8 protein-coding genes and 1 pseudogene are annotated in these 12439 nt (G+C 59.9%); all 9 read right to left on the bottom strand.

Features of this window, described 5'->3' with window-relative positions; translation table 11 throughout:
• Positions 1-70 precede the first annotated feature (70 nt).
• Positions 71-1048 carry a WD40/YVTN/BNR-like repeat-containing protein gene (locus tag PWP93_RS28155; RefSeq protein ID WP_421047018.1) on the bottom strand — a complete coding sequence of 326 codons (978 nt, stop codon included), beginning with the start codon at positions 1046-1048 and terminating at the stop codon, positions 71-73.
• A 31-nt stretch (positions 1049-1079) separates the two neighbouring features.
• Positions 1080-3440 (bottom strand): efflux RND transporter permease subunit, encoded by a 2361-nt coding sequence (locus PWP93_RS28150; protein WP_421046925.1) that lies wholly within the window; start codon positions 3438-3440, stop codon positions 1080-1082.
• Between the two features lie 63 nt (positions 3441-3503).
• Positions 3504-5333, bottom strand: coding sequence for a DUF1302 domain-containing protein (locus PWP93_RS28145; protein WP_421046924.1), 1830 nt, complete (start codon positions 5331-5333; stop codon positions 3504-3506).
• A 910-nt stretch (positions 5334-6243) separates the two neighbouring features.
• Positions 6244-6567, bottom strand: a pseudogene (locus PWP93_RS28140) (TetR/AcrR family transcriptional regulator); the annotation flags it as partial.
• Between the two features lie 354 nt (positions 6568-6921).
• Entirely contained in the window at positions 6922-8490 is a 1569-nt protein-coding gene (locus PWP93_RS28135; protein ID WP_421046923.1) for a methyl-accepting chemotaxis protein, read from the bottom strand.
• Positions 8491-8628: 138 nt separating this feature from the next.
• Complete coding sequence (locus tag PWP93_RS28130; protein WP_421046922.1) at positions 8629-8940, bottom strand: high-potential iron-sulfur protein; 312 nt, start codon at positions 8938-8940, stop codon at positions 8629-8631.
• A 241-nt stretch (positions 8941-9181) separates the two neighbouring features.
• Positions 9182-10078, bottom strand: a complete 897-nt coding sequence (locus PWP93_RS28125) for a hypothetical protein (RefSeq protein WP_421046921.1) — start codon at positions 10076-10078, stop codon at positions 9182-9184.
• A gap of 34 nt (positions 10079-10112) precedes the next feature.
• The gene (locus PWP93_RS28120) at positions 10113-10772 is read right to left on the bottom strand and encodes a c-type cytochrome (RefSeq protein ID WP_421046920.1); all 660 of its coding nucleotides are present in this window, start codon (positions 10770-10772) and stop codon (positions 10113-10115) included.
• A gap of 10 nt (positions 10773-10782) precedes the next feature.
• On the bottom strand, positions 10783-12267 hold the full coding sequence (locus tag PWP93_RS28115) for a flavin monoamine oxidase family protein (RefSeq protein ID WP_421046919.1): 1485 nt from the start codon (positions 12265-12267) through the stop codon (positions 10783-10785).
• Positions 12268-12439: the final 172 nt, after the last annotated feature.

Below are 12439 nucleotides of genomic sequence, written 5' to 3'. Positions count from 1 at the left end.
TGTCGAAAATTAAGAAGACCAAATGCTTCCTCTTTAGTCACGCTCATGGATACTTAATTCGTATACCGAATTATTTCGACACGCTGATGTCTTGAAGTACCCCAGTTTGAGAAAACAGAACCGGTTTGCCGCCCGCATTGATCAGGGCCGCGGTCAGTGTCGCGCGATCCGGACGCTGAGTAACCTCGAACGACGAGCCGTCCGCGCGTTGCTTCAGCACCATTCCGTCGAGCCCGATTCCAATCAGTCCATCTCCTGCGGCAACGATCTCGGTAATCGAACTTTTCGCTCCCGAGTTCAGCGGCACCCAGGTCGCCCCGCCATCGCTACTTTGATACAGGCTGCCCAGCAGGCCGCCTACCACGATGCGGCCGCTGGGAAGCGCTACGCCGGACCACAGCGTGCCCTTGCCGCCCGTTGCCAGATAGCTCCAGTTTGCACCGCGATCCGTCGACTTCAGCACCATCCCCTGCTCCGAGTCGATGTACAGCGCGCCATGTCCGTCCGAGAAAACGTGGTACAGGTTGCGGTCCGCACGGCTGGAGCCCGGCGGCTTCGGCACAATCATCTTTGTCCACGTCTGTCCACCGTCGTGCGTGGCTAGCATCAGCGACCAGAGGCCCACCGCAATGCCATCCTGCGCGCTGGTGAAGAGCACCGAGAACAGCGGCTGATCCACCGAGAGGTCCATGCGCTGCTTCTGCCACGTCTGCCCGCCGTCGCTCGTGGCCAGAATCACGCCCCACTGCCCTACCGCCCAGCCGTGCTCTGAATCGGCAAACGTCACCGCAGACAGCGTGGCCGAAACAGGCACCTGCTGCGCCTGCCGCCATGTCTTTCCATCGTTATCCGAAAGAACGATCACGCCGTGCTCGCCCACCGCCACCATGCGCTTTCCGGCACGCGTGGCGTCCAGCAGCATCCTGTGCGAGGGTTCCGCCCACGCGTGGGCAGGTTTCGCCGCCCAGTCCGCCACAGTGCCCGGCGTCTGGCCCAAGGCCACTGCGCTCATGCACAGTGCCATGCACGTTACAAGAGTCCTGATCATGGTTTGCATCCTTTGATTGCGTCTTCAGGCGTCAGTGGCTGAACAGACCCGGCGCGCGCGCCGGCTTCCTCCGCGGGAACCACCGCTCCAGCACCGAAGCCAGCGCCGGCAGCGCCGTCATCGCCATCAGCAGGTTCACCAGGAACATGAACGCCAGCAGCTTGCCCATGTCCGCCTGGAACTTCAGCGCCGAGAAACTCCACGTCGCCACCCCAATCGCCAGCGTGATCGCCGTAAAGATCGTGGCCACCCCCACCTCCAGCATCGCGTGCTGCACCGCTTTCACGATGCTCTGGCCACCCGCCAGATGCACCTGCAGACGGTTGTAGATATAGAACGCATAGTCCACACCGATCCCCACAGCCAGCACCATCACCGGCAGCGTGGCCACCGTCAGCCCGATCTGCAGTTCCTTCATGAACCAGTAGCCGATGAAGGTCGCCACCGTCAGCGGCAAGCAGCACGCCAGCATTGCACGCCAGTCGCGGTACGCCAGTAACACCAGCACCAGGATCGCCGCGTACACATACAACATCATCGGCAGTTCGCTCTTCGCCACTTCCTCATTGGTCGCCGCCAGCACGCCCGCGTTGCCCGCGGCCAGCCGCACCGTGATGCCCGGGAACGCATGCGTTGCGCGGTACGCCTTCACATCGTCCAGAATCCGGTTGATCGTCGTGGCCTTGTGGTCCGAGAGGAACAGGTGTACGGCCGTCATGGAGCAGTCCGGCTTCATGAAGCCCTTCACACGACCGACGTCGACCGACACCGCGCCGTAGTTCTCCGGATCGATCGGAACCACGTTCATCTTCGGATAGTCCTCGTTATAGCCCTGGTTATAGCGGCGGAGCATTCCCGGGTAGGACTGCACCGACACCACACCTGGCTCCGTCTGCATCGTGCTGGCGAAATCGTCTTCGTAGAGGCCCACCGCCGAGTTGTCACAGGCCTTCCCCGTCGACTCGATGGCCACCGTGAGCCAGTCGAGGCCGATGTCGTAGCTGGACGCGATCGAGGTCGCATCGCGGTTGAACCTCGCCTCCGCGCGCAGCTCCGGCGCGCCTGGCTGCAGCGTGCCGATCACGCGGTCGCGACTTTGCCACGCAGCCAGTCCGAATACGACCACCGTCAGGGCCAGCGTGAGGCTCGCGAACTTCGGCTCGGCCACCCGCGCCAGTACGCGCAGCGGTTTCGCTCGCTGCTGTGCACGTCCAAGCGCGTTGTCGGCATAGCGCTTCGTGAAGTTGAAGCACGATGCGGCGACCGGCAGCAGGATCAGGTTCGTGACGATCTTGTACGCGACGCCAAGCGCTGCGGTGATCGCGAGCTCGCGCACCATCGGGATCGGAATCAGCAGCAGCGTGATGAACGACACGAACGCTGTCACCAGTGCCAGCACGCCCGGAATCAGCAAACCGCTGAAGCTGAGGCGTGCCGCGTCGTACGAGCTGTTGCCGTGCGCGATCTCGCGAACGATGTAATTCACCTGTTGAACCCCATGGGACACGCCTATGGCAAACACAAGGAACGGCACCAGCACCGCGAGCGGATCGAGACCGAAGCCCAGCAGCTTCAGCGTCCCGAACTGCCAGACGAGCGAGGTCAGCGAGCAGCCAATCAGCAGCACCGTGAAGCGAAGCGAATGGCAGTACCAGTAGACCGCGAGCGCGGTCAACAGCAGAGCAACTCCACAGAAACCGAGCACGGCGGTCGCACCATCGGCTATATCGCCAATCTGCTTGGCGAATCCGATAATCTGGATGTCATAGCCGGCGTCCTCGAACGGCTTGCGAATTTTCGCTTCGAGCAGGTGGTTGAACGCCACGTAATCGAGCACCTTGCCGTTACGGTCGCGCTCATTGAGCTCGGCCGTGATCATGGCGCTGTCTTCGTTGTGCGAAACGAGCGTGCCGACATAGCCGCCGAGCGTCGTCGCGCGGCGGATCTGCGCGACAATTTCGGGCGTCATCTGGTCAGGCGTGATCGTACCGGAGATGATCGGTTCCGCACGAAACCCCTCATTGGTGATTTCATTCACGTAGGCGTTCGGCGTCCATAGTGACTGCACGCCAATGCGGTCCACGCTCGGCAGGTACGTCACCGCCTGGGTCACGTTGTACAGGCGCGTGAGGCCGTCCTTCGTCCAGATCGAGCCCTTGCGTGCGCGCACGACCACGGTGATCCGATTCGCGCCAAGCAGGTCGTTCCGGTACTTCTGGAACGTCTGAATATACTCGTGGCCGATCGGCATCTGCTTCTCGAAGCCCGCATCCATGCGGAGCTGCACGGCGAAAACTGCCATGACGGCAGTGAACAGGCCGATGCTCACGAGCACGAGCACACGATGACCGAAGAAAAATCTTTCCAGACTGCTGACCAGACGATTTAGCACGACGTTATCCCTTCAAGTATTTCGACGGCGCATGGCGTGCGCCGCCTCTCACAGGCTAACCTGTCAGAAATTCCGGGTGACAAACATCCCGACAAAATTGCGATCTGCGTAGGGCTGACCGACCGTCTGGTGCCCGCCGAAGAACAGCGTGTAGTTGATGCCTGCCTGCCAGACGGTGGGATTCTGGTTGAAGAGCACGTATAAGTTCAGCGACTTCGCGCCTTGAAGGTAGTTCGCGGTGAGTGTTGGCGTATAGCCGTAAAGCGCGTCGGCGAACGTCACACCCGGCGTCACCTGCCAGCCATGGATCAGGGTGCCGTCATAGGTCCAGTTGAAGTCGACCGTCGCGCCCACGGAACTCGACGTACCCTGTGCCATCGCGATCGGATAGCCCAGACCGGAGTTATTGTTCAGCCATGGCAGATAACCTGCCTGGGGCACCTGCGTGATCATTTGTCCGTTGATCGTGCGCGTGATGCCGTGCGTGCTCAAGCCGGGGTAGTAGATCCACGTGAGTTCCCAGGTCAGCGCCGCAGCATCCGCGCCCAGCAGCTTGAGGAACGGATACTCGCTGCGCGTGAGCGCGAGCAGGCCGTTGATGTCGTACTGGATCTTCTTCTCGTCGGCCCATTGCTGGCAATTGACGCCCGCGACACCGTTAGTGTTCGCGTCCAGTGGACCGCCAGCGCCATAGCAACTCGACAACGCTACAGCGTCATGAGGCCGATACGACAATTCAGTGCCGATTGCCCAGTCACCCAGCCCGAAATTCGCACTCAGACCAAAGAGTTGGCGATTCTCCAGATACGACCACTGTCCCGTTCCGTTTGCCAGCGAAGAAAGAACCGGAGACTTGTCAGTATAGTTTTCATAGTAGAACGCGAAGTTCGCGTCGAACGAGCGCGGCGAATAGTTGAACTTCAGGCCGAACTGCGGGTGGTACTTCGACGGAGCCTGCCAGTTCACCGGGATGCCGATATCGTTCCATGGCGGCCCGGCATAGACGCCGTTCACGAGACCGCTGTTGATCCCGTTGATCACGTTCTGGTTGCCGCTGTTTGCCCCTGCGATCGTCCCCGCGCTGGGGCCGGCTACGTTAAAGTTATTCGTGTTGACCGTGAGCGGTTCCGCGCCGCGACCCAGGACGTTTGTGGTGGACCAGAACGATCCTACCGGAGGGTAGCGGTTCCCATTCCACTGGAACTGGTAGTAATCCTCTGTACTGAACCCATGGCCGAGATCTGCTGCGAAGCTCACCATGGGTGCAGGCAGGAGCGCCTGCTTGAGCTGTGAACCCGGAATCAGCAGCTTCTGGACGTCGATCGAGTTGGTGGCGTTAACGCCGCCCACCGCGAAAATGCTTTCGCCCCAGTTGATCACCTGGTTGCCCACCCGCACGTGGGCGCTCCCATTATTGATCGTGAAGTCCTTCTCGGCCCACAGGTCCAGCAGTTGCGCGTCATAGACCACCTGCGCCGCCGCGGTGCTCGAGAGCGGTGTGCGGTTCGTGTCGCCCGCGAGAAAGTCGTACATGCCCGTGCCACGGACCATGAACTTGAGACCTTCACTCGGCATCTTTAACAACAGTTCGCTGGTCGCACTGATGTATGTGCTGAACGGCTGCCCCTTGCGGTAGTTCAGGTCGCCGTCGTCACCAAAGCCCCACTGGTTGACGTTCGCCGCCGCGCCACAGTTGTTGGCACCCGCATCGCCTGTCAGCGAGCAACTGGGGCTTTTGGTGCGGATACCCGCGCCTGCTGTGAGGTTGGTCACCCACGAGCCACTAAGGTCGTTGATACCCGTCGTGAATTCATAGCCGTAGGCGCTGGAGGTCGCTGCGCCCAGAATGGCCAGCGAAATCGCAGTGCGTCGCCCGTTGATCTTGGTTTTCATGTCAGTCCCCTGCCGTCTCCCTTGATGCCGGCTCGCGCGCTTCTACACGCGCCTGCCCCCTGCGAATGCCGGCACCAGCCCGTCCGGGCTCGCCCCGCGCTCGCCTCCCCCACCGCGGTGAGATCACCTGCTACAACCGCCTCTGCCGCGAACAACCAGGCAACCACAAAAGCTTGCGCGGTACCGACTGTGTGCCTCCTCATCACCATGCTCCTTCCGATCCAGTTCTCGTCCATGCCGGTCGAGGGAACCGCGCATACTTAATCTCTGCTGCCATTATTTGGCCATCGTTGATGCACGCCGTCTAAATTCGCAATCCTATGTTTAATTTCAACGCTATGCTTATTAAACCACCTTGACCAGATTGCCACGTGCCTCATCGTGCATACATGCGCTCCGGTGCTATTCATTGAGGCTTGCGGCCCCCCCCACAAAAGCCCTTTTCGGCCTGGCGAGGGGAATTTCCAATCCGCATTCAGAGCCACCTTGGCGCGATGAAACTTGCCAATTGCCAAGCACCTCGTAAACAGCAGTTTGAGCGATGAATTCCTCGCGGCACAATCGCCTCGCTCGTTTGCTCCCTCTCTTCACCAAACGGCAATGGGGTCGCAAATTCTTATGGCCGTCTATTGATAAGGAAAAACCGCAACGGTAGTGCGCCAGGGCAAACGCAAAATGTTGCTGCGTTGCAAAGCAGATAATCCCTTCGTAACCTAATACACAGCTTGCTGGAGATCTACTCGAAGCCTTCCCTTATTGAAGGCTACGTCCTGCACGCCGTATCAAGGACCACAATTTGCGCCTCTATGACCTAATACTAACGCCGCAACGACCTACAAACAAGACAAAAAAAATAGGGAAAACACTGACTGCTGCAGACATTCCCACGCTTGTCCACGTACGTGGCGGCGTCATTTGGCGAAGCACAGTATTCAAGCGCCTTCTTCATCTCACACCAATACGCTTCGACTACAGGTGCGACGACGGCTCGCAGTACTGCCGGCCGCGTGGGAAAGTAGTATTGAAGGTTGCTAACGCTGATCCCGGCGCGAAGAGCAACTGCGCGCAAGGAGAATTCTAGCGGGCCGCTCTCAAGCAAAAGCTTTCTTGCGATGCGAATGATGGCATCACGTGTACGCAAGCCCTGTGCTCGCAGGCCATCAGTCGCAGCCCCTCCTGGTGCTACGTTTGATGTGCGCGGCTTCCTGCCATGTCGCTGAGTAGGCGCTGTCATGATCCTGTCTCGATTGGGCGTTTCGGCGTTGCCGCACTAGTCGCATCGGCCCGTCCCGACGCGAAATTGGCTATCCCGATTGTGAGCAGTCCTTTTCATCACGTGTCTTACCATTGAAATCAGTATTCCCCGTTCCTGTTTCGAGTTGCGGACAAAACGGATAGGCGCACAGCCTTGCGCTGTTCCGCGATCATCTGGTCAACGTTCTTGCCGCTGTCCAGCGCCAAGAGGTAGTGCGCAGAGACGCGAATCTCGCGCCGTATCGGTGATGCCCGCACCGGACTTTGCCCACCCCTGTCCCTGCACGAGCCGTCTGTTCACCCGACCTGTTGGGTACGTCCTGGCAGCGGGTAATCAAACTGATGCCAAGTCCATCGGCGAATAGACTTCGAATACCGCGATCGCACGCCTCTGGGCGGCCACTTGCTCTTCCAGCGAGGCTGCTGCTTCTGCCGCCTGTTGAACTACCGCCGTATTCGTGCGAATGACCTGACCCATACGGCTCACGGCCTCGTTGACCTGTCCAATTCCCCCGAGCTGCTCTTCAGAGGCCGAGAAGATGTCGTCGTTGATCTCGACCACGTGTTTAATTGCCTCCCGAACATCGAGCATCGCTTGCACGACCTGGTCTGCGTGCGCGGATCCCCCCGAAATGGTTTCAGCCGAGGTCCGGACCAGAACCTTAATGTCTTTCGCCGCAACATCTGCGCGCTGCGCGAGGCTGCGGACTTCGCCCGCGACGACCGCGAATCCGCGTCCATGCTGGCCTGCGCGCGCTGCCTCGACGGCCGCATTCAGCGCCAGAATGTTGGTCTGAAAAGCGATTCCTTCGATGAGCGCCGTGATCTCCACGATCTTCGCCGAACTCGCAGCGATATCGTGCATTGCGCCTCTCATCTGCTCGACCGCGACCATGCTGCTATCGGCCGCGAGTGACGTCGCGTTGGCAAACTCCGCCGCCTGGCGCACGTGATCCGAGTTACGCTGAACCGACAGGATCAGTTCGCCCATGCTCGCCGCCGTTTCATCGAGTGATGTCGCTTGCCGCTTTGCTCCGGCTGACAGGTCGGCACTCCCGTCTGCTATCTGGCTGGATGCACTCAGAATCGAGTCGCTCGAACCCTTGATTGTCTGAACGGTCCTTGCGAGATGCCCATCCATTGCCTGCAGCGCACTGAGCAGCTGTCCGAATTCTCCTCGCAAGCGGATCCCGGCGGCATCGCCCAGCCGACCTTCCGCGATCTGCCGGGCGACGCCAAGCGCAGCCTTCAACGGCGTCGTAATCGTCCACACGAGCCATGCGGAAGCGGTAGCGGCCGCCGCGATGCCCAGACCGATCGCGCCCAGCACCGTCCATCTCAATGCGTTGAAGGTGGCATTGCCTCGCTCAGCCAACTGCCTCGCCTGCATCGCGCTCAGCGCAACGTCTCTGCCAATCGCGTCGGACACCGCATCGCCGGTTTCTGTGAGTTCGTCGATCGAAAATGCCGCCATGTCCAGATTTCCCGCGCGCAGCACCGAAACGATATCGTCCGACTGCGTCCGGAAAACCGCCAGTTCCTTCGCCACCCGAATGGCCAGCCGGCGCTCATCGGACGTGGCAATTTTCGCTGGGTAGTAGTCATGCCAGGCCCGGTCGAGCTTTTGCTGTTCTTCACCGATACTTGCAACAAGCTCCGCAGCCTTGTCCTGTTCATGCAGTGCCTGGATGTAACGCATCTGAAGACGGATCTTCAGAGCGGCCGCCTGCACCGCTGCAAGATCCTCGATTGGCACCGTGCTCGCCGAATACATGCTGCCCATATCCGCGCTGAGCTTCGCGAGACCGCGAAGCCCCATTAGACCAATGGATGCCATCAGCGCGACGCAAACACCAAGCGCCAGCATGATCTTGAACCGGATCGTGCCTGTAAATGCTCTCATTTGACCAATCCATCACGTCAGGATGCCGTACCGTACGGCATGACCACCTTGTCGGCAGACGATCAGGCTATCCGTTGATCTCGCCGCCAGCTTCCGCGCTAATTGGCGTGAAACTGGTTTGCGCGCACCCTTGTGTATTCAGGCCTTTTTGCTATAGGCGCTGCACCACCCCTTGCCCGCGACCTGCTTGCCGCCGAACATCGGGCACGGAGCGAATGCATCAATCGACTTGCCCTGATAAAACGTGCAATTGCTGCAGGCCTGCCCCGCTCCGTACTTCGCGTACTTCGTCTTGTCGACCTTGGTCGCGTCGATCTTGTAACCCAGTGCGAGAGCCGTCGAGTCGACTTCCGACACCTTGGCCGCATCGGCGAATGCGAGGCGCGAAAGCGCCAGCCCCGTGGCGACGCCAGCGGTTGTAATCATAAAAGTACGGCGGGACGTTCTCATGCAAATGCTCCTTTATTGTGGAATTGGCGTGCCGGCAAGGCACAGCGACTTCAAAAACCTATGGCTTACGTATTAACCAAGATCGGCATAGGAACTGGATCAGGCTCGAGTTTCCGCGGTCGCCATGGCGGCGTAGGCGCGTCGCGGCCCGGAATCGGCGCCTTCTCGATCCCGATGTTGACCCGCGAGGACAGCACATCAAGACTCTGCGCGTGGCTCCATGCGGCCAGCGCGCCTTACCTTATCCTGCAAACGCCGGGGCCGCTTCGGCGTACGTCCGCGAACGGCGCAACAACTGCCAGCCGAACCACACCATCCATAGCGGCAAGACAAGTACCACGACCGCCTCGCTTACATTCGAAAGTGCATCAAGTTCCGGGAAAAAGCCGAACAGGAAAAAAAGTCCAAAGGCCCACCCGACGATCTTCAGCAGAATCGATCCCTTCCAGCCCGCCCTCTTGAGCAGGTTGGCTGCGATTGGCGTCCAGAACAGCACGAGTGGACTTTCGATCCACCACAGTCCGTTTTGCGTCGCATTGGCTATCGCAGTCCAGACCGCCGCAGCCGCGCCTCTCGTAGCATCGTCCCCACCTGCATACAGATGCGCGAGCGGATGAAGGATCGCGAACTGCATCACTGCACCTGTCACGCCCACCACGACGTACAGGACGACAGCGAACGCCACCATGTTGCCGAGCGCTCCCAACTCCTCACGGAATACGTGCACGAAATACCCGCCGATAATGAGGAAAGGAAAATAGAAGCCGAACGTGTCGGCAACCATGCACCAGCGGAACAGGTCGCGAGATTCCGGCGGCAGTGCCAGCATCGATGCGCCGTGCAGCACCATATCCGCGTCCGTGCCGATCACCGCCGCCGACAGCCCGACGTTTGCGTAGGCCAGAAGGCCGCCGATGATGGCGCTCCAGGCTGTGAAGCGCATTGCATTGCGCGAGGTTTGATTCATCATAGTCTCCAATACAAATCTCACTAATCGAAAACCATCGGTTCGGTCGCGGTCATCGAGCACTCCATAGCGAAAAGTCACTACGCTTGTGGTTGAACTTTCACCTATCCACATCCCGATGTCGTCATTGCCCATGCAAGAAAGACAAATGACATAAGACTTGAGATCCAAGGCTAGACTCCCGATGCGCATTGATTTCAATTCTTCACTTCGTGTCCGGCTTGAGGCTTGCGAGATAGCTGGCGACAGCCGCGCGGTCCTCCGGCGACATGGCCGCCGCGAGGCTCTTCATGGTGCCCGTGGGTTCCGTACGTGCGCCGTCGGCAAAGGCGTTGAGTTGCTTCACCAAGTAGTCGTAGCCTTGGCCCGCGAGACGCGGAAACTGGTCGTGGCCCATCAGCGCGGCACCATGACATGCCACGCAGGCACTGGCCTTCACCAGTTGCTCGCCTTTTACCTGCAGATGCGGATCAGGGTGGAAGTAGCGATTTTCGACGGGGCTCTGCTGGGCGTAGTAATCAGCGACCAGCTTGATTTCGCTCGCACCCAGAGTCATCGCGAGCGGCGCCATGTTCCGATCGCTCCGTTGGCCGCTGACAAAATTGCGCAATTGGGCCGTCACGTAAGGGGCCGGTTGCCCGGCAAGGCTCGGATATCCCTGAGCGAGCGAATTGCCCTTCACGCCATGGCAGCCCATGCAGACATCGGTCAGATGCGGCCACGCCCCGCCGTCGGCCAGGTAGGCCTTGCTCGAATTCGCGACATAGTTCTGCAGCCGATAGAGATCGAGGAAATCGCGGCCAAAAATGACCAGCAGCAACGCAATAACCACGGGAACGACAACCAGCAGAATTCTCTTCTTCACTATTGTTCTCCTACGCCCGGCGCAGTGCGTTGAGCGCCTGCAGCGCGCCGTGATGGCCGGAGCGAACTGCGCCATCCATGTAACCGGCCCAGATGTTTGCGGTTTCGGTGCCCGACCAGATCAGGTTCCCGCACGACGGACGCAATGCTTCACCGTGCTCGCTCCAGAAGCCTGGGGGAATGGCCGAAACGCAGGTGATCGTCCATGGATCAACGCGACCCCAATCGTGATCGTGGTAGGCCACCGGAGTCAGAGCCTCGCCGCCCAACGCCTGAGCATAGATTTCCGTCTGTATCCGCTTGGCCTCCTGCAGGTCGGAAGGCAGCAGCGCACCCATAGTGAAGGCGTTGATGACTCCAATCTCGCCACCCGGCGGCGAGTTGTCAAAGGCCCAGATAATTGGCCCGTTCATCTGGAAAATATGACCGTTCAAGCCCTTATCGCGCCAGAACGGGCGGCGATAGACCATCGCCGTCTTGCGCGCCGGCGAATGCCCCGGCCAGGCGCGCTGCAATGCCGCGCGCTTTTCCGGCAGAGGTGGATCGAAGTGCACCTGATGACACAAGGCCGGATGAATGGCCATGATGACCTTACGTGCGCGCACCACCCCATGGTCCGTGTGCAGCGTGACGACCTCGCCGTCCCAACCGGAAATCTCGCGCACGGGTGTCGACAGCCGCACCTTGTCGCCCAACTGTTGCGCCATCTTCGTGCTGAGAATCTGCGAGCCGCCGATAAACCGTGTTTCCTGAGCGCTGTGCTTGATCTCGTCGAGCTGCGAGAAGTCGCAATTGGCCGAATTGACCATGGAAAGGAAATGCAGCAGCCCCATCTTTGCCGGCATGGCACCGCCGGAAAGCATCGACGAACCGTTCCAGCCCATGCGGTCTTCAGGCTTGATGTCCTGCCTTGCCAGCCAGTCACCCATTGAGAGCTTGTCGAGCTCCGCAACCCTCGGTGAAGTCCACGGCGCTCCCGAAGGCACATCACGCGACAACGCGCTCAGCCTGGCGCCGATGGTCTGGTCCGTGCCGAACGTACCTTTCAAGTCCATTTCCACACGCCCATCACCGCCAAGAACGACTGTCTTTCCGTCGTAGTAGGTAGGAAATGTGCCAACTCCGAGTTCACGCGCCAGATCTGCCACCGCGGTCTGCCCCGGCCCGATCCACTGGCCACCGACTTCCGAGATGAACCCGCCAGCGCCGGGCACCTCGAAGTTGTACGTCCGCCCGCCTACACGATTCCGTGCTTCGAGTACGACGAAGGATTCGCACCCTGCAGCGTGCAGGTCTCGCGCGGCAGTCAGCCCGGCCAGCCCGGCACCGACAATGACGACATCGAGAACATCGCCTGACCCTCGACCGGTCGTGGCGGCAAACGATTCCCGGGTTCCCATGGCGATCGTTCCGACGGCTGCCGAGGCGCCGGCATACTTGAGCCATTGCCTGCGTTGCAGGTTGGCAGAGCCTTTGGGTGTAGATATTTTTGTCATGGTGCCTCTGTCTGGTGACGGGCGTTTCTCGACAGGATTCGCCACTCGAAATTATTCGTAATCCTATGCAATGTGATAACCCGTCTCGTCCATAACCGGAGAATCCATTGCTTGAACAGATCCGCAATACCGTGCGCCCAGAGAGCGCGAATTGGGCAACTTCGACTGCCGC

The organism is Paraburkholderia sp. A1RI-2L, assembly GCF_048957375.1.
Lineage (GTDB): Bacteria > Pseudomonadota > Gammaproteobacteria > Burkholderiales > Burkholderiaceae > Paraburkholderia.
This window is presented reverse-complemented; position numbering and strand designations above follow the sequence as displayed.